The 21,300-nt window shown below is 54.9% G+C and carries 24 protein-coding genes and 1 pseudogene; 17 read left to right on the top strand and 8 right to left on the bottom strand.

The genetic code is table 11. The annotated features are described in order from the left end of the window. Positions 1-36: 36 nt before the first annotated feature. The 4 genes from AB7E06_RS18945 to AB7E06_RS18930 all read left to right on the top strand — a co-directional run bounded on the left by AB7E06_RS18945 (position 37) and on the right by AB7E06_RS18930 (position 3,870). Entirely contained in the window at positions 37-468 is a 432-nt protein-coding gene (locus tag AB7E06_RS18945) for a RidA family protein (protein WP_427958126.1), read from the top strand. A 15-nt stretch (positions 469-483) separates the two neighbouring features. After that, on the top strand, positions 484-1,161 hold the full coding sequence (locus AB7E06_RS18940) for a DUF1028 domain-containing protein (protein WP_427958124.1): 678 nt from the start codon (positions 484-486) through the stop codon (positions 1,159-1,161). After that, complete coding sequence (gene argE / locus AB7E06_RS18935; RefSeq protein WP_427958122.1) at positions 1,154-2,314, top strand: acetylornithine deacetylase; 1,161 nt, start codon at positions 1,154-1,156, stop codon at positions 2,312-2,314. The genes AB7E06_RS18940 and argE overlap by 8 nt, the downstream gene beginning before the upstream one ends. 101 nt (positions 2,315-2,415) lie before the next feature. Then, positions 2,416-3,870, top strand: coding sequence for an aspartate ammonia-lyase (locus AB7E06_RS18930; protein ID WP_427958120.1), 1,455 nt, complete (start codon positions 2,416-2,418; stop codon positions 3,868-3,870). Positions 3,871-4,010: 140 nt separating this feature from the next. Here AB7E06_RS18930 and AB7E06_RS18925 read toward each other — a convergent pair whose 3' ends face one another. The 4 genes and pseudogenes from AB7E06_RS18925 to AB7E06_RS18910 all read right to left on the bottom strand — a co-directional run bounded on the left by AB7E06_RS18925 (position 4,011) and on the right by AB7E06_RS18910 (position 5,626). Then, complete coding sequence (locus AB7E06_RS18925; protein WP_427958138.1) at positions 4,011-4,535, bottom strand: type II secretion system protein GspJ; 525 nt, start codon at positions 4,533-4,535, stop codon at positions 4,011-4,013. 78 nt (positions 4,536-4,613) lie between these two features. Next, positions 4,614-4,715: pseudogene (locus AB7E06_RS18920) on the bottom strand (PulJ/GspJ family protein); the annotation flags it as partial. Beyond that, positions 4,712-5,110, bottom strand: coding sequence for a type II secretion system minor pseudopilin GspI (gene gspI / locus AB7E06_RS18915; RefSeq protein WP_427958118.1), 399 nt, complete (start codon positions 5,108-5,110; stop codon positions 4,712-4,714). The pseudogene AB7E06_RS18920 and the gene gspI, both read right to left, overlap by 4 nt. 3 nt (positions 5,111-5,113) lie before the next feature. Then, the gene (locus AB7E06_RS18910) at positions 5,114-5,626 is read right to left on the bottom strand and encodes a prepilin-type N-terminal cleavage/methylation domain-containing protein (RefSeq protein ID WP_427958116.1); all 513 of its coding nucleotides are present in this window, start codon (positions 5,624-5,626) and stop codon (positions 5,114-5,116) included. A gap of 167 nt (positions 5,627-5,793) precedes the next feature. Here AB7E06_RS18910 and AB7E06_RS18905 point away from each other — a divergent pair, with 167 nt between their 5' ends. The 12 genes from AB7E06_RS18905 to AB7E06_RS18850 all read left to right on the top strand — a co-directional run bounded on the left by AB7E06_RS18905 (position 5,794) and on the right by AB7E06_RS18850 (position 18,133). Then, positions 5,794-6,231: a hypothetical protein gene (locus tag AB7E06_RS18905; protein ID WP_427958115.1), complete on the top strand. Its 438-nt coding sequence runs from the start codon at positions 5,794-5,796 to the stop codon at positions 6,229-6,231. Positions 6,232-7,173: 942 nt separating this feature from the next. After that, a complete protein-coding gene (locus AB7E06_RS18900; RefSeq protein WP_427958113.1) occupies positions 7,174-7,800 on the top strand; it encodes a transposase in 627 nt (208 codons plus the stop codon). A gap of 320 nt (positions 7,801-8,120) precedes the next feature. After that, positions 8,121-9,686 (top strand): ShlB/FhaC/HecB family hemolysin secretion/activation protein, encoded by a 1,566-nt coding sequence (locus AB7E06_RS18895; protein ID WP_427958111.1) that lies wholly within the window; start codon positions 8,121-8,123, stop codon positions 9,684-9,686. Between the two features lie 27 nt (positions 9,687-9,713). Next, complete coding sequence (locus AB7E06_RS18890) at positions 9,714-11,648, top strand: DUF2341 domain-containing protein (RefSeq protein ID WP_427958109.1); 1,935 nt, start codon at positions 9,714-9,716, stop codon at positions 11,646-11,648. A gap of 11 nt (positions 11,649-11,659) precedes the next feature. Next, positions 11,660-12,076 carry an ExbD/TolR family protein gene (locus AB7E06_RS18885; RefSeq protein WP_427958107.1) on the top strand — a complete coding sequence of 139 codons (417 nt, stop codon included), beginning with the start codon at positions 11,660-11,662 and terminating at the stop codon, positions 12,074-12,076. 14 nt (positions 12,077-12,090) lie between these two features. Next, complete coding sequence (locus AB7E06_RS18880; RefSeq protein WP_427958105.1) at positions 12,091-12,858, top strand: energy transducer TonB; 768 nt, start codon at positions 12,091-12,093, stop codon at positions 12,856-12,858. Between the two features lie 36 nt (positions 12,859-12,894). Beyond that, positions 12,895-14,634, top strand: coding sequence for a putative porin (locus tag AB7E06_RS18875; RefSeq protein WP_427958104.1), 1,740 nt, complete (start codon positions 12,895-12,897; stop codon positions 14,632-14,634). After that, positions 14,634-15,299, top strand: a complete 666-nt coding sequence (locus AB7E06_RS18870; protein ID WP_427958103.1) for a DNA repair protein — start codon at positions 14,634-14,636, stop codon at positions 15,297-15,299. The genes AB7E06_RS18875 and AB7E06_RS18870 overlap by 1 nt, the downstream gene beginning before the upstream one ends. A 59-nt stretch (positions 15,300-15,358) precedes the next feature. Then, a complete protein-coding gene (locus tag AB7E06_RS18865) occupies positions 15,359-15,901 on the top strand; it encodes a YbjN domain-containing protein (RefSeq protein ID WP_427958101.1) in 543 nt (180 codons plus the stop codon). A 13-nt stretch (positions 15,902-15,914) separates the two neighbouring features. After that, a complete protein-coding gene (locus AB7E06_RS18860; protein ID WP_427958099.1) occupies positions 15,915-16,919 on the top strand; it encodes a peptidylprolyl isomerase in 1,005 nt (334 codons plus the stop codon). A 111-nt stretch (positions 16,920-17,030) separates the two neighbouring features. Beyond that, positions 17,031-17,510, top strand: coding sequence for a hypothetical protein (locus AB7E06_RS18855; RefSeq protein WP_427958098.1), 480 nt, complete (start codon positions 17,031-17,033; stop codon positions 17,508-17,510). A 230-nt stretch (positions 17,511-17,740) separates the two neighbouring features. Then, positions 17,741-18,133 carry a hypothetical protein gene (locus tag AB7E06_RS18850; RefSeq protein WP_427958097.1) on the top strand — a complete coding sequence of 131 codons (393 nt, stop codon included), beginning with the start codon at positions 17,741-17,743 and terminating at the stop codon, positions 18,131-18,133. Between the two features lie 654 nt (positions 18,134-18,787). Here AB7E06_RS18850 and AB7E06_RS18845 read toward each other — a convergent pair. Both AB7E06_RS18845 and AB7E06_RS18840 read right to left on the bottom strand, forming a co-directional pair. Beyond that, the gene (locus tag AB7E06_RS18845; RefSeq protein ID WP_427958095.1) at positions 18,788-18,967 is read right to left on the bottom strand and encodes a hypothetical protein; all 180 of its coding nucleotides are present in this window, start codon (positions 18,965-18,967) and stop codon (positions 18,788-18,790) included. A 72-nt stretch (positions 18,968-19,039) separates the two neighbouring features. Further along, positions 19,040-19,447, bottom strand: coding sequence for a transposase (locus AB7E06_RS18840; protein WP_427958093.1), 408 nt, complete (start codon positions 19,445-19,447; stop codon positions 19,040-19,042). Between the two features lie 100 nt (positions 19,448-19,547). Between AB7E06_RS18840 and AB7E06_RS18835 the strand changes: the two genes are divergently transcribed. Further along, entirely contained in the window at positions 19,548-20,060 is a 513-nt protein-coding gene (locus tag AB7E06_RS18835) for a MarR family winged helix-turn-helix transcriptional regulator (RefSeq protein ID WP_427958091.1), read from the top strand. 161 nt (positions 20,061-20,221) lie between these two features. Here the strand turns inward: AB7E06_RS18835 and AB7E06_RS18830 are convergent, their stop codons facing one another. Then, complete coding sequence (locus tag AB7E06_RS18830) at positions 20,222-20,911, bottom strand: HAD family hydrolase (RefSeq protein WP_427958089.1); 690 nt, start codon at positions 20,909-20,911, stop codon at positions 20,222-20,224. Positions 20,912-20,970: 59 nt separating this feature from the next. Beyond that, entirely contained in the window at positions 20,971-21,165 is a 195-nt protein-coding gene (locus AB7E06_RS18825; RefSeq protein WP_427958087.1) for a hypothetical protein, read from the bottom strand. Positions 21,166-21,300: the final 135 nt, after the last annotated feature.

The following is a 21,300-nucleotide window of genomic DNA, read 5'->3' as shown; positions in this document are numbered from 1 at the left end:
ATCTATTAGTGCATTCCATTGATGAGGAATAACGCAATGCCTACACATACTCGTATCCGTATGTTCAACACCAAAGACACGTACCCTAACCAGACGTTGGATAACGATCTGTGCCAGGCTGTACGTGCTGGTGACACTGTTTATGTTCGTGGCCAAGTAGGTACGGACTTTGACGGTAACTTGGTGGGTTTGGGCGATCCAGCTGCGCAAGCCGAACAAGCGATGAAGAACGTGAAGCAGTTGCTGGAAGAAGCCGGCAGCGACCTGTCACACATCGTGAAAACCACCACTTACATCATCGACCCGCGTTATCGCGAGCCGGTGTACCAAGCCGTGGGCAAATGGCTGAAAGGTGTGTACCCCATTTCTACCGGTTTGGTGGTTGTAGCACTGGGCCAGCCCCAGTGGTTGATGGAAATTGATGTAATCGCTGTGATTCCTGAAGGTTGGGAATCCAGCAAAGCCTAAGTAAGGAGTCAGACCATGACCTTCTCTATTATTGGACGTTGTGCAGAAACCGGTCAGTTGGGTGTGGCCATTAGTTCCTCCAGTATTGCCGTGGGTGCGCGATGCCCATGGGTACGTGCTGGGGTGGGTGTGGTAGCCACACAGAATGTGACGTTGCCAGCGTTGGGGCATCGTGTGTTGGATCAGTTGCAACAGAACAATCTGGGTGCAGCCGATGCGTTGAAGCAGGCGTTAACCACCGATGACTGGAACGACTATCGCCAAGTAACGGTAGTGGATGCACAAGGGCGTACGGCCTTGTTCAGTGGTAGTGAAGCATTGGGGATTTATCACGCCGTTGAAGGGCAGCAGTGTGCCGCTGCAGGTAACCTGCTGTCCAGCAAGGCGGTGATTGAGGCCATGACCAAGGCATTTGAAACTACCACTGGCATGTTGGCAGACAGACTGCTGGCCGCCATGCAAGCGGCGATGGCTGCCGGTGGTGAAGCAGGACCAGTGCACTCTGCTGCAATGAAAATTGCCGGTGATGTGAGCTGGCCTATCGTGGATCTGCGTGTGGATTGGGCAGATGAGGCGCCTATAGATAAGTTGGAAGCGCTGTGGCATGCCTACAAGCCGCAAATGCAAGATTACCTAACCCGCGCGTTGAACCCGACTGCGGCACCTAGCTACGGAGTGCCTGGGGATGAGTAATCTCTCTAGTCGGTACATCTTGGAACGACTGATTTCCTTTGCGACGGTCAGTAGAGACTCCAATCTGGAGCTCATCACTTTTGTGCGTGACTACTTGGCGAGTCACGGCGTAAAGAGTGAGTTGTTCCATAACGAAGAGGGTACCAAAGCCAGTTTATTTGCCACCATCGGCCCTAAAGACAGGGGGGGGGTGGTGCTGTCTGGACACACTGATGTAGTGCCTGTAGATGGCCAAAGCTGGACGGTTGACCCTTTTCAGCTAAGCGAACATGACAACAAGCTATACGGGCGCGGCACAGCCGACATGAAAGGCTTTATTGCCTCCGTGTTGGCGGCGGTGCCGCTGTTTGTCAAAACAGCGTTGAAAACGCCCATCCATTTGGCATTTTCCTATGACGAGGAAATAGGGTGCTTGGGTGTACGCCCCATGTTGGCAGAGCTGGCTAAACGTCCGCTGAAGTACCGCCTGTGCTTGATTGGTGAGCCCACTGAAATGAAGCCGGTGCTAGGGCACAAAGGCAAGCTGGCGATGCGTTGCTGTATTAAAGGGGCGGCATGTCACTCGGCCTACGCTCCCTACGGCGTGAATGCTATCGAATACGCCGCGCAACTGATCACTCGTTTGGGTGAAATGGGTAAACGTCAGGCGCAACCTGAACGGCACGATGCCCGCTTTGATCCGCCGTACTCCACCATTCAAACCGGTGTGATTAAGGGGGGTAGGGCTTTAAACATTGTTCCTGCCGAGTGTGAGTTTGATTTCGAAGTGCGTGCCTTGCCAGACTTTGATGCCCAAACCGTGGCCGATGAGTTGCAACACTATGCGCAGACTGAGTTGGTGCCAGCCATGCAAGCCGTGCAGGCCGATACTGGTATAGACATGCAGCCTTTAAGTGCTTACCCAGGATTGGTGACACCGCCTGATAGCGCTGCGGCTCAGTTACTGGCCCTGATTAGTGGGTCTGACGATTTCGGTACGGTTGCTTTTGGTACTGAGGGTGGGTTGTTTGAACAAGCCGGAATTCCCACCGTGGTTTGCGGTCCAGGCAGTATGGACCAAGGCCATAAGCCAGATGAGTTCATCCACGTCCGCCAACTGGCAGCATGTGATGCAATGTTGGTCCGTTTGGCCGATGTCCTCTCACGGGAATAGGTGACCTCGCTCTGACTCAGGACCGATTTCGGTGCCACTAGCCTTCTCCAGACTACCTGTTTGGCTAACTGGCACTTTTGTATCTATCTCTATGGTGCTTTATGACTCTGAAGTTGTCTACTGACCCTCTTTATCGGGTTGAACGCGATCTTTTGGGGCAGCGCAATATTCCTATAAATGCCTACTATGGCATTAACACTTTGCGTGCAGTTGAAAACTTTCCTATCAGTGGGGATTCCATCTCGCGTTATCCCTCCCTGATTCGAGCCTTGGCAAATGTGAAGCATGCAGCTGCCGCAGCGAATTTAGAGCTTGGCTTACTAGATGCCACCAAGGCTCAAGCCATTATCTCGGCATGCCAGATAGTAGGCAGTGGCGCGCATGATGATCAATTTATTGTTGATATGATTCAAGGCGGTGCTGGTACCTCAACCAATATGAATGCGAATGAGGTAATTGCCAACTTGGCTTTAGAGTTGTTGGGTTATCCCCAAGGCCAATACTCTGAATTGCATCCAAATGAACACGTCAATCTTTGTCAGAGTACCAATGACGTATATCCTACCGCACTCAAGCTGGCCATATATGCTGACATTCAGGCCCTATTGTCTGCCGTCGAGTATTTGCGTGATTCTTTCCGAGAAAAAGCTGTTGAGTGCAAGGACGACCTGAAGATTGGACGGACCCAATTGCAAGACGCAGTGCCCATGACGCTGGGCCAAGAGTTCAATGCTTTTGCCGCGCTGCTGGATAGCGATTTGCTTGTCCTGCGAAACGCCGCGCATGGTCTTTGTGAAATTAATCTTGGCGGAACGGCCATCGGCACTGGCATTAATACGCCACCAGAGTACGCAAAAGCAGTGTGCGACCATTTGCGTACACTTACAAGAATGCCTTTATCAACTTCAGATGACTTAATCGGGTCGACACAGGATACTGGTTCATTTCTGTCGGTCTCTGGCGCACTTAAACGCCTGGCGGTCAGGGTATCCAAAATCAGTAATGATTTGCGATTGCTCTCCAGCGGTCCGCGAGCTGGCATGGGAGAGATCAATTTGCCCGCTCAACAATCCGGCTCTAGCATCATGCCGGGTAAGGTCAATCCGGTGATTCCTGAGGTTTGCAATCAAATTGCATTTGAAGTCATCGGTTTGGATACGACCGTCACAATGGCGGCAGAGGCGGGTCAATTGCAGTTGAACGCATTTGAACCTATTATCGCTGCTTGCATTTTCCGAAGCGTGACCCATCTACGCAACGGCTGCGAGGTATTAGCGAATCGATGCGTCAACGACATTACGGTTAATCATGAGCGACTCGCGGATATCATGACTAATACGATAGGCTTGGCTACTGCACTAAACCCTTATATTGGGTATACCAATGCAACGCAGGTAGCAAAGGAAGCATTACGGTCAGGTCGGGGGGTTGCTGATGTTGTGTTGGAGCGTGGCTTATTGGATGCTGCCCAGCTTGCTACAATCCTGCAACCGGCGGCCCTGACCTCGCCAAGTCGGCCAAAGTCTACCGTGCTCGAAACTATAAATACTAATTAACGATCTATGAACACCTTCCTTCAATAGACGCCATTAGGATTTTGTAAGTTTCTCCATTTGCGTTGGGCTTCTTCCCTGAACCTAACTGCTTTCTCACCGTCGCGTCGAGCTACATTTCATTCTTACTTGCGCCTTCCTGCTCAATTCAGTGGGATGACGCGACGGTAGCGCATGGCCGCCCCTTCGGAGCGGCTGACTGCCAGCGTGATCTCTAGGCCGCTGGCGATCGTTTGCGCAGGGCTGGGTGCTGGCAGGCGACGCCAGCCTTGGCCTGGCTCCCATGCACGCACGTCAAATGACGATATGCCCGTGAGTGCAGCAATGCGATCGTTTGCGCTCGGAGCAGGCAGCGGATAAGCCGCAGTGGCTTCGCCAGCCGATCGGTAAAGCGTATCGCCTTGCAGCCACCATCGCACACGTTGCCATCGACCCGGTGCGGCAGGCGCTGCGCGCACCAGTTCTATAGAGAACGGCACCTGGGCCGTCCGGCGTACATCCATGCCGGCAGGAAGAAGCGGCACGAGCGTCTCTTTTCGGTTGTCGCGCGGCGTCTCGCCTTTCTTCTCATCTTCGTCTTCGGGAGAGGGCGATCGCGTTGTGATGGACGGAAGTTCCACAGTGGTGCGCCAGGTCAGGTCGCGTTCGATCTGTTGCAATGTGCGCATGAGTTTTGCGGTTTCCTCAGTGCGCATCTGTAGTGCCGTGTTTGTACGGCTCATGCTGTCAAGGCCGCGCCAGGCGATGAGGCTCAGTACCGCCATGATCACGATAGCGATCATGACTTCGATAAGGCTAAAGCCCGCTTCAGCGTGGGTAGTCTTGCTGCGTAGGAAATGCGGCTTCACCTTGTCTGCTCCGGTAAGCGAGTCCGCAAACTGGCCAGATGCCGGTCCGTGTTGCGGTCCGGGTACACCTCCACGGCGACGGAGCGTGTTCCGTGTTGTGTAGGTCCGATTTGTACGCGGCAGATGAAAGGCTGATCGGCTTGTGGGCAATCGATAGTTTGGATGCCCGGCGCCGGCAGTGAGCTGATTTTCAACTCTGCCACGCTGTTCTCCGCCGAGAGCATGGCAAGTGAGCGTTGTTCCAGGTGGCCGAGATTGGTTGTGGTTTGACTGGTAATGCGCACGAATGCGGCCAGTGCGACGCTGATGATCGCCAGCGCGATGAGGACCTCGATCAGTGTGAACCCGGCTTGGCCTCTGTGGTTGTTCTTTGAGGAGCATCGGCAATGGCGCATCGTCTACTCCACCTGGAACCCGCCAGTGCCATCGCGCACGATGGTGGCCGTGTAGTCTCCGTTGCGCAGTTCCAACCGCCAGGGCTGCCCCATCCATTCGGAGGTCAATGTCAACGGGTGGGCGGGTGAAACCTCTACAGGGTTAGTGCGCCACTGACGTGGACGTAAGACATCATCTCGAAGGAAGCGATCTAGCTCGCCTGCAGTGGATACTGTCGGGACGACGCTGCCGGGGGCATTGATCCACCTGCCTCGCGCGAAGTAGTAGCCATCTCCTGTGGACTGCCAGGCAATGAGTCGGCCGTCGATGCGTACCTCATGTTGCGCAGCGCTCAAGCGTTGCGCCAGCTCTTGGGCATCAAGTCGCAACGCCTCGCCAGGGTTTGGCGTAATGCTCACGGAGATCGTAGCGGTAGCGATGCCTATGATGACGATGACAACCATCACTTCGATCAAAGAAAAGCCACGGTTGACTTCGATCAAAGGAAAGCGATGGTTGCTATCGGTTGAGTTCATGGTGTCGTACTATCAAATGTAATTGGAAGCCGTTTCAACTCACAGTACGGACTACTGCCCATTTATTCTATGAATTAAATGTGGCGATGACATGAAACTCTAATATGTCTTTGCTAAAACTACAGTTCTGACCTATATCGCCCCGTCGTCGCAAGGAGCATGCGCTGATGTACACAACGTTGAAATTGATGTCACCGGCTCGCGTTGTTCATATCGCGGGTGCTTCATTGTTCGTTGCGGGGCTGCTGCTCTGGTCCTATAAGTTGTATCGGGTCGAACCGACGCCTGTGCAGTCAACGGCAGCAACTCAATCCGCCAGCGATCCGGCCAGTGACATTGTGGCGGGGTGGCTGGGTCCGGGCGATGTGCGTCTGAATATCAACGTGGTCGGTTTAATGCGCCGGCCAGACAAGGCGGTGGTGGTTCTTACTATCAACGATGGCCCACCGACAGCATATATGTCAGGTGAGACGTTGATGCGTGATGTCGTTCTTAAGTCCGTCGATGCCGATGGCATTACAGTGGAGCGTTCGGGGGCTCCCCTACGCATCGCGGCTCCGGTGAGACTAGAGCCAGATCCGTCAGCGATCGTGCGTGTGCGCTAAATAAATCGAAATATTGTTGCTAAAACGCTCTGTCCGTGCTGCCTCCAACGAGCATGTTCCCGAATAGTTGTCACGAAAAATTCATAATTGACGCATCAGTGTGAGGTCGCGTTTCGCCCAAAAACGCGCGGCCCGCTCCCATCTCGCCCTTCGTCGGATCATCGGGCAGGAATAACCGGTGACTGCATAGCAGGCGATGGGGGACGCTGAGGCAATGCCGACCGGCCGAAGTTCGACCCCATCCTGATCGATGTCGCAGATCGGTTGAAGAGCCCCAGTTCGTTCGTTGGGCGCGCAGCGTTGCGTGCCGACAGCGGAGCTATCGCCCTGCGTTCTTTGTCGGCTGCAATGGTTTGCGGTGATGCGAGCTGGCGGCTTAGACAGTCGTAAGGCAACGTACGAACGCCGTTCACTTCGACCGAGACGCAGGCAGCCTCATCAGTTTGATCCGCCGCAAATGTAGCGACGTTTGCACCAAGGAGAAGCGCAGTAAATACGATAGAGCGATGCATGGTCAGTCTTTGGAAAGCTATTGGCAATATCTAGTGTGACGCATTCGGTGATTCGGTGCCACACCACCGACCATGGTCTAAGAATGTTCGGGATTTCATTTCGCTCCCGCGTCACTTACATAACGTAAAGTATTCATTGGAGAAGAAATGATTGGAAAGCGAGGTGAGGCTCGTGTTCACGTGACTAACTACTGATCGATCTACAGCCTACACCTATAAGAGGCCGTGGTAGCCATGAGCTGCGGCGGTTTACATGTGCGATGCCAAATCGCATTCACGGGGAGTGAAGTCGCTCTCGGCATAGGCGACGTTGCCAACTTGGTTCCTGTGCATTAGCGAGTGGGACGCAGGCAGGTGGAGAAGTTGAATGACGAAAAGGAAGCCAAAAAATAGGGGTAGGAGATATGCATCTAGTGGCTACCGAGTGACTATGACTGAATTGGATGGAAATCTTTCTGAATGGGCGGGGGTTGCGAGAAATTCGGGACCAGTTACCGTCGATCGATACGACACCCCATGGGTTTGCATCGTAGCGCATCCGACATGGCTTGAAATCAACTATCTAAAATCTTATATCCCGGACCGCGATCACGGCTTAGTGGCATTGCGTGGGGCACTTGACGATGCGCTTTCCTATGAAGGCGCATTGATCCATGAGCTCTCTGAGAAGTGTGAGAGCGGAGTTGACTCCCGTGTCGTCATTCGTGCCTGGGTTTTGCAAGTGGTCTATTCAGTGCCGTGTGCAGTTCAGGTCCGTGAAGCGGTCGGATACAACATGCTATGGCGCTGGTTCATTGGCTACACCCTAGCGTCAGACCCGCTACCCCATGCTAAGAAGTTCATTCGGGATATGCACACGTTCAGCGCTGATCCGCGGGTGGTGGAGATCGTGTATCGCTGTCTGTCCGATAACGTGAGGACGCATACTGAAGCATGCGATTTCTGCGTGAACTTCGGTTTGCTGCATACGTTGCGTGATCATCACACCGCCGTATCCGAGGGGGCTGAAACCCCTCCGGATACGGACGATGGGGGCGACAAAACAATGAATAATTAATCTCCCCATTGCCAGGATTATTAGATAAATCCGGCAATCTCCCGAACATTTTCACTTAATGCCAGTTGAATTAGATGGCAGGGGCTTTGTCGTCCGTTTTACGGCAAAAACTCCCGATATTTATACATCTATTGGCAAAGAGTGATCTTTAACCTATTGCAGTTGTGACGAGTCCGTCATTGACGAACGAGAGCTTGCATTGCTCATCGTTGATAGATGGCAGAAAAAAATTCTTTTGGGGCTTTGGGTCGATGCAGCGTAGATTTAAAACGAGTCCGCTCAGGCGGCAAGCGGTGGCGTCAGTTGTATGTTTTTTTGCCATGCAAGGTGCCTGTAGTATCGCGACTGCTCAGGATGAGCCGTCGGGTCGGCCTGTCGCGCAGGCACATTCGCCTGCTCTTGTCACGATCAGGGAATACGTCGTGCGCGGCAATACCACATTGGACCCGGAGACCGTCGAAATGGCGGTGTATCCGCACCTGGGCCCGGATCGCACGATGGCTGATATCGAAGCTGCACGTGACGCCTTGCAGAAAGTCTACAACGATCAAGGCTATCAGTCTGTATACGTCGATTTACCTGAGCAACAGGTTGTCAGTGGCGTTGTGATCCTTCAGGTGTCGGAAACTACCGTTGGCCGCGTGCGCGTCGTTGGTGCGAAATACCATTCGCCTTTGGAGATCCGTGACCAGGTGCCAGCCCTGCGGGAAGGCGAAGTACCGAATTTTCGCTTGGCCCAGGCACAGTTGGGCGATCTGAATCGTGGCCCTGATCGGCAGGTCATCCCGACCGTGAAGGCCGGACAAGTGCCCGGCACAATGGACGTTGATCTGCAGGTTGACGATAAGAACCCGTGGAGCGCCAGCTTCGGTTTGAACAACGACTACAGCGCAGACACGTCCAATCTGCGGGCGATGGCAACGCTGAGCCACAGCAACTTGTGGCAGAGGGGGCATTCGGCATCAATCACGGTTTTTACCGCGCCGCGTGAGATGGACGATGCGAAAGTGCTGTCTGCATCCTACTCCATGCCCCTCACCAATCACTGGAGCTTGGACTTCTCTGGCTTCTATTCGGACAGCGATGTCGCGACCGTGAACGATACCAACGTGTTGGGTAAAGGACACTCCTTTGGCGTGGCGGCAACCTACCGATGGGACCCTGTCGGTGATTGGTACCACTCGATGTCTTTTGGGGTGGACTACAAGGATTTTGACGAGCAGCTACGCTTTGGCGGCGAAGGCCAATCAGTGCCGCTTAGCTATGTACCTTTCACGCTGTCCTACAACGGATTCCGAGTCACCGAGCGCACCCAGTCGGTCGTTGACTTGAGCTTGACTGGTGCCTCGCGCAGCTTTTTTAGCGTTGGCAGTAATGAGCAGCAGTTCGACGACAAGCGTTATCTGGCCAACCCGAGTTTTGTGACTTTCAAGGGCAACCTGAGTCACACCCGTGATCTCTATCACGACTGGCAGTTGCATGCTCGCACCGCATTTCAGATCGCCTCAGGCGCGTTGGTCTCGAACGAACAATTCTCCGCAGGCGGTGCTACCAGTATTCGTGGCTACTACGCAGCTGAACGCACTGGCGATGACGGCTACCTGTTTGGTGCCGAACTGCGCACACCTTCGCTGGCGAAATATTTGGGCCCGAGTGTGAGGGAATGGCGCCTATATGCCTTTGCTGAAACCGCTGGGCTACGACTGCGAGATCCCTTGCCTGAGCAGGAGGCGCGCTATCGCTTGGCCAGCGTGGGCTTTGGCACACATTTGCGTCTTTATGACTGGTTCTCCCTCGGTCTGGATTGGGGTTATCCGTTGCGCGATGGACCCAACACCAAAAAACACGATCCGAGACTGAATTTCAATCTGCGCGCGAGTTTTTGACCTTTTAGAGCTATTGGAGTTACTACGATGCTACGTTCGCTACTATGTTTGCTTGTCCTAGTGACGGGCATCATTAACCCCGTTATATCCCATGCCGCCTCATGGTGGCAGGATGATTGGAAGTACCGCAAGCAGATCTCGATTGATACGACGCCAGAGGGTGGAGCGATCAACGAGGCGGTGGGCCGCACACCGATGTTGGTGCGTCTGCACACGGGCAATTTCTCTTTTGAGGGAGTTAACGAGAACGGATCGGATATTCGATTCGTCGCCGCCGATGAAAAAACCGTGCTCAATTATCAGATTGAGAGTTTCGATCCGATGTTGGGCATGGCAACGATCTGGGTCGATGTGCCTGCGGTCGAAGGCGGTGCGCGCCAGGATATCTGGATGTACTACGGCAATGAAACCGCGCCTGCTGCATCCAACGGGCAGATTACCTTTGACCCGAATTACACCCTTATCTACCATTTTTCTGGGGCTGCCGACGCTGCTCCTCGCGACACGACTGCTTTCAGTAACCATGCTCAGACCACAGCCGGTTCGCCCTTCGACAGTGTCATCGGTCGTGGCCTTAAGCTGACAGGTGGTCAGCCTATCATGCTGCCCAGCTCGCCCTCGTTGGCGCTGCCAGCTGGCAGCCAGTTTACCTTCAGTGCGTGGGTGCGCTTGGACGAACCGAGTGGTGCGCAGCTCATCTATGCGCGTCGCGACGCAGGTAATGCACTGCTGATTGGGGTGGATCAAGGCGTGCCGTTCGTGGAGGTTAACGGGCAACGTACGCCACCTGCGCAGCCCCTGTCGATGGCCGCATGGCAACACCTGGCGGTCACAGCCGATGGTCAGCAGATTCAGCTTTACGTCAATGGCCGTCCTGCGGCAACACTGGCTGCTGCCTTGCCACCGTTGAACACTGCCGCCGCTATTGGTGGCGACGCCCCGGGAACTGCGACTGCGAAGGAGAATACCGGAGACTCGGAAGCCGCTGCAAGCGGTGATGAAACCCTTGTAGTGGCCGGCCCCGCCTTTACGGCCTTTGTCGGTGGGATTGACGAAGTACGGATTTCCAAGGTTGCGCGCCCCGCCAGTCTGATCTTTGCTGATGCCGTATCTCAGGGTAGTGAATCGCGGTTGGTGCAGTACGGAGTGGACGAGCAGCAGTCGGGGTTTGATCTCGCCGGTTTGGGCTTTCTGCTCCACGCGGTGCCATTCGATGCCTGGATCGTGTTGGCTGTATTGGCGTTCATGATGGTACAGACCTGGATCATCATGGTGTCGAAGAACCGCCGAGCCAAGCAACTTCGATCCGCTAACGACACCTTCCGCGAGGCCTTCTCGAAGGTCGGAACCCGCCTGGAAATGCTGGCAAGCGACAACCGCGCCAAGACGGCGCTGAAAGAGTCCTCTCTGTGGCGTCTGTACGAAGTGGGGGTCAATGAACTGAACGTTCGCCGCGAACAAGGTGCGGACATGACCTCCGTCTCTAGTGCAACCATTGAAGCGATCCGCGTCTCTATGGATGCAGCGCGCACCAAAGAGATGTTGGCACTCGGCTCGCGGATGGGGACTTTATCCAATGCGATTGCGGGTGGCCCCTATATCGGCCTGCTCGGAACCGTACTCGGCATCATGGTGGTGTTCCTCGGAACGGCCATGGCCGGTGACGTGAACATTAATGCCATCGCGCCCGGCATGGCAGCGGCGCTATTGGCCACGGCAGCCGGACTGTTCGTCGCGATCCCCGCTCTGTTTGGCTACAACCGAATCCTTGGCCTGAACAAGGAGATCGGCGCAGACATGCGTGTGTTCGTCGATGAATTCACTTCCCGTCTTGCCGAGCTACATGGTCAAACGCAGCCTGACGAAGAGGCTGACCAAGTAAAGCTGTTGCGCGCTCTGGTGGCTGCCCAGCCGGGGAAGAACGGTCGTGATGTCGCGTTTACTCCCGTACCAACCGTCTAAGGAGAACGTTAATGGCTTCCGTATCCTCTCAAGGAGATGACGATGACATCGCCGTTGACGGCATCAACGTTACACCACTGGTGGATGTGTTGATGGTGGTGCTGGTCATGTTCATCTTGACGGCTACCGCCCAGGTGGCCGGTATTCAGGTGAATTTGCCCAAGGCCAGCAGTTCCGTTTCGTTGTCACAGTCCCAAACCAAAGCGATTTCAGTCAATGAGGCAGGTCAAGTGTTTCTGGATGCTTATCCCGTCACTTTGCCGGAACTAGAGGACAGGTTACGCACCGAGAAGGCGCTCAACCCTGATTTCCCAGTGATCGTGCGCGGTGATGCGGTGGTGCAGTACCAAAAAGTTGTTGAGGTCCTGGATCTGTTGAGGCGGCTGGAGCTGTCGCAAGTCGGGCTCGTGACCGGCAAACCGAACTAAGGACGAGTGGCACTGTGACTGACCGCAACCCCAACCGTGCGCCCGAGACGCCTGAAGATGAGCCTTTAGACGGCCTGTTCACCGAGAAGAAATCAGTCGCGCCGCGCGACAGGACGCGGCTGGGCAAGTCTGCCGCCGCAGTGGTTGTGCTTGGTGTACTGGCGTATTTCGTATGGCAATGGATCAATGAGCCCTCCGGTGTACAGCGCAAACCAGCAGAGATGGCGGCGATCATTCCTTTGCCGCCACCTCCCCCACCGCCACCGGAGCCTGAGCCGCCACCAGAGCCGGAAGAACCGCCTCCAGAGCCCGAGATGGTGGAGCCTGATCCGACGCCAGAGGATCCAACACCTGTCGATGAGCCTCAGCCTGAGGAGGCGCCAACGCCAACCGACTCGGCTGCAGACCCCATGCAGATGGACGCTGATGCCCAGGCGGGAGGTGATGCGTTCAACATTGGCGCGGGTTCCAGCGGCGGTATGGCCGGCTCGGGAGCAGGCCGGATTGGCAATGCGACCTATGGGCAGTACCTGGGATACGCATTGCAGAAAGTGCTGCGCGAGACGGATGCCACCCGCAATCTGGCATATCGAATGAATGTTGACCTGTGGATAGATCGGGACGGCCGGGTCAGGCGCGTGGAAATGACGCGTTCCAGCGGTGATCCCGAGATTGATGAAAAGGTGTTGGCCGTACTGCGTGCTGCCACCTTTGATCAGAGACCTACGCCGACAACCACCATGCCTGCCAAGGTGGCGCTGACTAGCCGCCGCCCGTCGTGAAGACGGGTGGCAACGAATTCTGAGGAGCTTATATCTATGAAATTTAAACGCACTCGGCTGGCCAGCATGTTGGCTGCCGTCCTGACATTTAGCACATTCTCGGCGTCTGCCCAAGAGCCACCAGCTGCACTAGGTGATGATGTGACCGTCGAGTTGATTCAGATGCTGGTTGATACCGGCGTGCTCAAGAAAGATCAGGCCAGCGCACTGCTTGCTCGCGCTCAGGCCCGGGCCCAAGCCAAGGCATCGCAGACACGAGCGGCTACCGATCCCGGTGCAGCTATCGCGCAAGACGGTGATATTCGCGTTCCTTACGTACCGATCTCGGTACGTAAGGAGATTGAGCGCAACGTCAAAGACCAGATGATGGAGCAAGCTAAGACAGAGAATTGGGCTCAACCCAACACGTTCCCGGATTGGGTCTCTCGCATTACGATCGAGGGCGATGTGCGAGCTCGCAATGAGTCTCGTCTTTTTGATGGGCGTAACAGCAATCAGATCATCGACTTCAATGCGTTCAACGAGAACGGTCCAGTGCCGACGGTCGTAGGCAATTTGCAAAACCCCTACGATTTGCCTTGGATGAATACGCGCATGGATCGACGTAACCTCTGGCGCTATCGTGCTCGGCTTGGTGTTAGGGCCGACATCTCCGACCGCTGGACGGCTGGCATTCGACTTGCCAGTGGCAGCGACGACAACCCGGTGTCTACTTCAGATACTTTTGGCGGTGGTATGAGCAAGAAAAGCGTCTGGCTGGACCAGATGTACATTACCTACCGACCGACCCAATGGGCATCTATTACGGCCGGACGTGCGGCTAATCCGTTCATGACAACCGATATGCTCTACTCGGGCGATCTTCAGTTCGATGGTATTTCGGCCAAGCTCTCTCATGCTTTCGCGGATCGGCCTCTGACCGTGTTCGGCAACCTGGGCATGTTCGCGTTGGAGTACTCGAATAATTCTTGGGTCCCGGACCCGGATGACCCGAACGCTGCCGGAAGCGAAGGAAAAAGCGAGAATAAGTGGCTTCTCGGGGCGCAGGTTGGTGCAACGTGGAAGCCCAACCCGTCAAACACTTTCACCGGCGCATTAGGATACTACCGGTTCGAGAACTTCGCCGGCCGGCGCTCTTCGCCTTGTACCGTTTATACGTCGTCAGATGCTTGCGACTCTGACTGGTCGCGACCTGCTTTCATGCAAAAAGGCAATACGCTATTTTTGCTGCGTGATATTCGCCATTGGTCGGCGGATCCTAGCGACTGGAACGAATGGCAGTACGTTGGTTTGGCATCCAAGTTCAACCTATTGGACTTGAACCTGTCGTGGGAAACCAGCTTGTTCGATGGGTTGGGTCTGCGTATTGACGGCAACTACGTACGCAACCTCGCCTACAGCAAGGACAAAATGATCTCTCGCGCAGGCGGTGCGCAGAATATTGTTAACTGGAGGCAGAACCTGGCAGACGTTGAGAGTGGTCCGAATGCGTACATGGTACAGGCTACATTCGGCCGCGGAATCCGACTGGAGAACGCCGGCGACTGGCGCATGTTCGCCGGCTACAAATACATCCAGCCCGATTCCATGCCTGATGGCTTCAATGATAGCGGGTTCCACCTGGGCGGAACTAACGCACGCGGCTATTACTTGGGCGGTTCCTACGCCTTTCATCGCAATGTCTGGGCGCAGTTCTCGTGGAGCAGCTCGAAGGAGATCTACGGGGCACCCCTGTCGATTGACGTACTGCGCTTCGATCTGAACGCACGATTCTGATGGACTGGAGTCATGTCATGAAGCAGCCATTTTTACGAGCCAAGGCAACGACCTGGTTCACAGTGCTCTTGTTGGTGGCACCCTGCATTGCGGTCGCGCAAAGCATGGAAGACCGCTTGCGCACGCAACTACGCAATACGACACAGCAGTTGCAGCAGGCGCAAAGCGAGCGAGCCCAACTGGATGTCGAGAAGCGGGCGGCCGAAACTGCCCGCGATGCTGCCAACAAGGAGTTGGCGGCGCTACGCGCTGAGGTGGAGTCACAGCGAAAGCGCGCGTCCCTCCTGGAGGAAGAAAAGGGGCAGGCCCAGGCTCGGATTGCGAGCAGTCGGCAGCAGACTGCACAGGTGCAGGCAGCCTATGAAACGCTCCACGGCCAAGCAAGCGCGTTGCAGTCGGAAGCCAATGAACTCAAAGCCAAGCTGGCCGAACGTGACAGCCAATACCGACAGGCCGTCGTAAAGAACGAGGAAATGTATCAGGCCGGTCGAGAATTGTTAGTCGCCTACGAGGCGTTTGGCACGGGCGATCTGATTGCGATTCGGCAGCCGTTCTCAGGCCGCGCGCGCGTCCTGTTCGATGAGAAGGCCCAAGAGTTCGGTGACCGGCTTTATCGTGGCCAGGTGAGTGCCAGTGCACCGCCCCACGACGACACGAGCCAATAGGTTTTTCCAAAGCATTTGCAATTCCCCACAAATCACACAGAACTGTTAGGACCAATGATATGACCGAAACCACCATGATTCGCTCGCTGAGCGTGGAGCGCCTGCAGGAACTGCTTCAAACAATGGGCTACCGTGTAACGGTGGCCGAGCGTGATGGCCAGCGCCAGTTACTCAGTGCAACGCAGGGTATTGGCTTCTCGGTGCGGCCAGGCAACCCGGCCCCTACTGAAGGCGAATTCATCGACTACACACTTGGCTGCGTGTTGCGTTTGGAAGGTAGCCTGACGGCTGGCGTAGTTGATAACTGGAACGTACAGAAGCGTTTCGCAAGGTTGACACAGCAAAGTACATTCCTGGTGCTGGAAATGGATGTCGTTGTCGCGGGCGGTGTGTCGGAGAGCTATCTGCGCGCCGCCGCAGAACTGTGGGACCGTCTGCTTCAGGAGTTCCTGCTGTTCCTGCGTCAGTACGCCGATCAGGCGCGCGCCAATGCGCAGCCCGAGGGATCAGCGAGCCCTTCATCGGATGAAACGGCCCAGGCCCCGGAAGCAAGCACGGATGCGCAGGCCGGCATCGAGCAGGCCGATTCGGTGCAGGCTTGAGGGGGTGAACGCCATGAGTCAGCACTACCCCAAATTCTTCATGCAAAGTGCGATGGCACTGGGCCTGACCGCGGTTCTGGCCGGATGCGGTCAGAACGGTGATGCGCAGGCGCAGCAGTCCGCGCCGGCAAGCACCGAACAGCCGGCCGCAGCCCAGTCGGCAACGCCTGCGGCCACACCCGTCATCGCGCCGGCTGCCGAGCAAAGCTTCTCTGTGGCCACACTGGGTGCGGTTTCCGTGTCTCAGGACGAATTGCAGCGGTTTCTACAGGCCTTGCCAGCGCCGCAGCGGGATGCCATGCGTGAGGATCGGGTGATCCTGGAGCAGTGGCTGCGCACGCGACTGGCCGAGAAAGCGGTGATTGATCAAGCCAAGACCCAGGACTGGGACGACAAGCCGGAGATCCGGCAGGCCATTGAAGAGGCGCAGAACCAGGTCATCCTGCGAAGCTACCTTCAATCCGTATCCGAACCTTCAGCGGATTTCCCGTCCGAGCAGGAACTGCAGACGGCATACGAGGCCAACAAGGCACAGTTCCAGGTGCCGGCTTTGTATCGGATCAGTCAGATTTTCCTTGCCGCGCCACAGGAGGATGCGCAGGCCGTGGCCCGTGCCAAGAAGGAGGCGGACAGTCTTGTCAAACAGCTACGCGATGGCAAGGCGGCGTTTGCGGAGCTGGCCAAGGAACACTCCGATGAGCCAGCCAGCGCACAGCGTGGCGGAGATAATGGCTACTTGCCATTGGCGCAGTTGGTGCCGGCCATGCGTACTGTCGTAGGCAAGATGACGACCGGGCAGATCAGCGACCCGATCGTGCAAGCTGCGGGCATCCACATCCTGCAGTTGACCGATACACGCGAGGCAAGCGTTCGCCCGATGGACGAAGTCAAGCCTGCCCTGCGTGACGCCTTGCGGCGTCAGCGGCAACAGGAGGCGGCGCAAGCGTATGTGACTGGCATGCTGAGCGCCGGAACGGTCTCTATCGATGGAAAAGTGCTGAGCGCGGCGGTGGAGTAAGAGCATGAGCAACGAGCAAGACAATCGTGGCATGGCAGTGGGTTCCACGCACCAGTCATCCGCTGGCAAGGTGCTGCGGGACCGTTTAGCCGCGTGAAGGAGGGACCAACAATGCGATTTTTAGGTAACCTGCAAAGACACGCTCGCCACGTATGGCTCCGTGGTTGGCGTGTCCTCATCGGCAGTGTGGTGGGTATCGGTGTCTCGGGTCCGCTGCAAGCCGAGCCGGTCCCCGTGCCAACTGATCGCGCCCCTCAGTCCTGGCTTGCATATGCCGATATGGTGCGTTCTGGTATCGAGAATGCATTGACAGCCGATGAAGACTTAATGCAACGGCTGCGAGACATGACGTTGGATGTCGCGGTGGCGAGGGTGTGGGTGGAGCGCGGCGGTAGATTGTCGGCCATGGAACTTGATGATCAGACAAATTCAAGCATTGAGCGTGAATTTCGTAAGCGGCTTATAGGACTGCGTTTTGACGAACCGCCGCCAGCATTGCGCTGGCCCATCATTCTGCGACTGGATTGGAGTGAAGCGCTGCGAGACGATCCTGAGATGAAATCAACATCTGAATTGGAGACGATGCTTTGAAATGATCAGGTTTTCGTTCTGTGCAGGAAGTCTACTATCAGCATGTCAAGCGCAGGTTGTGGATGAGGATAGCTTTCCCGAAGCGCAGGGCTTTCCGGTGCAGCCAATGTGAGCAAACGATGTTGCTGTTCCCGCGGGAGGTCACGAAGCGGCTGCTTGAATGCAAGCACCGTAAGTGGCGAGAGGGCTCGAGTGGCCCGATATCGCCATGTGCTTAATAGGAGGATGTTATGTCGATACGGCAAGGAAACAATCAAAATGTGGCAGACAATGTATCTGCAGACGAGCTGCTTGAACGAAACCTGGCGGACCTGTTCGGAGCCATTGGCAGACTGAAGTCTTACACCGATGATATCGGCCGGGAAGGGTTGGAAGATGCCATGCGCAGGGATGCGGTTTCTCACAACTTCGGCTTGATTGCGCACGCGGTGCTTGGGCTCCAGGATATTTCTGGATTTCAGAAGTACGAGAGCATCCTGGATCGCTGGTTAAAGTTTTCCTGGGAATTCACCTGGAAGTCACCAGAAGTGATTGAGTGGGATATGGTGTGGGAAATCCTTCAGGGCGACTTGCCGCTGCTTGAAGTTGAATTGGCGCGAATCGCTGCGGCAGAATGCCAGTAAGTCGATTGCCTATAAGATGTACATGTGATGGCAGTGTTGGTAATGGCGGCTGTACACAATGCCTTCTGAGGCGAATCATGTTGATGAAGTATTGTTTCTGCCTTCGGTCACTTTGCGGGATCGATGGCTCTGCTCTATGGTGAAATTACGAGTACGCCCTCCTGTTCTGACCGTCGACTTACGACAGGCCTTTGATCAGTTTCTCGATGAACAGGGCGATAGGATATTTATTCGCTCCGATGTTGCACGTTACCTTTACCCGTTCACTGAACCGCGGTCGCGGGGAGGTGCTGGTTACTTGGCGGATCTGGTCATTCGGGAATCCTGTGATGAGGGAAAACTGGTCCGGCGGGGCCACCGGTACTGGGGACGCCCTGGGAGTCGGCGCAGGCTGCTCAGTGGCGCAGAAATTGAGGAGCTTGATGCTCCGGTTGAGCTGATCCTGCGCACGCGGGTGCCAGAGAAGTGGCTTGCTGCGGATTTGGAAACTGGTGAGTTGTGGGTGGCAGGGGTGACTCGTCAATGGGTGCGGTTATCGGCCCCCGCACGTATAGAAGTCCTCAACGCACTGTCTGGCGTGAGCGCAGGCAAAGGTGATGGGGGAAAAGATAGAACGACGTAGGTGGTTTCCTGCGCCGAAGCTACCACGAAACGCTAGTTCGACTCCCACGCCGGCATCTGCTTGCGCGCAGGCATCAGGATGAAGGGGCCGCCCGGATAATCCTCAACGGGTACGCGCTGGCGCAGTTGCGCGTGGCGCAATGCCCACGAACGCGCTAACGCCACGTTTATATTAAAGTCGGCCGCGCCCTTGGCCGCGGCAAGTTGAGTCATGTCCAACAGCAGCTCCACGGCTTCAACGCATTCCAACAACTCACGTAAGTCCCAAGTGAAGCGAGTGCGATCTCACAATGGAGCGTTCACCTGCAGACCCACGAACCAACGAAAGACCATATTGGACATGATCTGGCCATGCAGGGCGGATTCTGTCTGTATCGAATGCATCACTTGCAGCAGCAAAGCCCGGATAGCCTGCTCCGGCTTCATCTCTATGCGTGATCGAATAGACAGTGCCTCAATGTCATCTAGCCTCGTTTGTAGCTCGAAATCGACATACTCCTTGATCCGGGTGAGCGGGGAGTGGGGAGGCACGAAGTCTTCGATCTTGCTGGCGGCCAGCCACATGGAGGTTGAAACGACCACAGCATAGGGCGTGCGATATCGATACACAGAGATAGGACGTTCCTGCGCCATTGCGAATACTTTGGACACGTTCTGGTCTACTTCCAGTAGCGTCACCGTGGACGCACTCATGTCAAGTGACCGTCGCCGATCCCGTTGCTTAGTTTCCATAACTCCTGTCATCGTCTCGGACGGTTGTCCAGACAGACTTCCCTCCACTATAAGGACTCTTATGGTCAGTATCCATCAGGGGCCTTATGGTGTCAATCGAACATGCCTGCGGATTGGTCTGCTGGGCCGTCGATTTGCCGAGGGGAGTTTGGATTCTTCGTTAAGTAATACCATCGTGCGTTTGGCGCTTGTCATGCAACGCCGACTAGAAGACGAGTTGCGCTCGTCCCTGGGGATCACGGCTGCACAGTTCCGTGCGCTCGACCAAATCCATGAAAGCCCCGGTATTGGGTCCGCTGCCCTCGGACGGGCACTCTTAATCACTCCGCAAAGCGCGGGAGCCGTCGTCAACGGGTTGATTCGAGCAGGATTTGTACAACGTGACATACACGCTAAACCCGGTATGTTGATGGGGTTGACAATTACGCCAGTGGGGAAACAAATCCTGGCGCAGGCTACCCGCACTGTTGAGCGGCTGCGGGCTGAAGATGAGGCGCCGCTATCGCGCCTAGAGGCTGAAGGCGCGCAGCAGGCGCTTAGTCGATTGCTGAATGTGCTAACCAACCAGGTGTAGGTCAAGGTCCTACCAAGCGCTTGCATTTTTGTCCGTCCCTTACGCAGTCCCGAGCTAGTAAGATCTGGGATCCCGTCCGATTCAAGTAATTCCCATTCTGTCAGCGAGCGTGGCTCAGTCGGGATCAATCAGTTACAGTTTTGAGCAATGTATGCGCAGCCTCACGAGTCAGTTGAGCTGGCCTCACACAAAATATGCCAACCACGCTCTTTGCCAATACGGGTGAGGCTATCGTCCCCTGCAACGACGACAGGGAAACCAATATATTCGAGCATAGGCAAATCTGAAATGTGATCTCCATATCCATAACAAGTTGCCGGATCAGAGTCTTCAGATTTTAAGAAATCAAGTATTACGTCACGCTTCCCTATACCAATGGTTTGAGGCGGAACAATCTTGCCAGTATATCTATCTCGAACAATTTCCAACTTGTTTGCCAATACGTATTGGACTCCCAACTCCTCAGCAAGCGGCGCCAGTATTTCCTGTGACGATCCAGATACGAAGACCGGACATACGCCATTCATCTGATGAGACTGTAGTTCATTGAGGGTAGGTTGAATAAAAAAACCAGGTCTATTCCGCACTTCTTTGTACCAGTCCTTGATTCCAACCTGTAGCTCAGAAACTTTATGGCCAGAAAATATTTGATAAAAGGCTTTGTTTATCAAAGACCTTTCATGGCCCTCATTAACCATTTTTTTAATTCTTTCTTGCTCGGAAATTATTATTATTTTTCCTGTTCTTGGGCCATACTTATTTAATAAGTAAAAATCCCTGAAACTAAACATGCTCTTTAGGTTGATAAGAGTCTCATCAACATCAAAAAAAGCAAATTTTAAAACTGACATGCGTTTTCCTTTCAAAAATATTTTTTAAATTCCACCTCATCCAAAGAAGTCAATATTTTTTACTCAGCTGAGACTTGGCTTTCAAGCGGCTTGGTTGAGCCGTGAAAACCGTTTTTAATACGAAACTGATCAATGCAGTACATTAACGTTTGTGCAGCTAATTCATTTTCTTTAACTGTAATGTACACATCATCAAAGACCGTGAACTTCACCTCCATTCCGCATACGGGTTTAGAGCACTGAAAAACTTCCATGTTCACGTGCCCCCTCAGTCACAATAGATGTCCGCTCGTTTTTCGTTAATATTTGAGGGAGCGATCGGAGTGAAGAAGTGCCCAGCTACAGCGCAGAATTCAAAGAACAGACAGTCAGGAAATTGATGCCGCCGC

The sequence above is a fragment of the Alcaligenes sp. genome, assembly GCF_050255915.1.
Lineage (GTDB): Bacteria > Pseudomonadota > Gammaproteobacteria > Burkholderiales > Burkholderiaceae_B > Alcaligenes > Alcaligenes aquatilis.
This window is presented reverse-complemented; position numbering and strand designations above follow the sequence as displayed.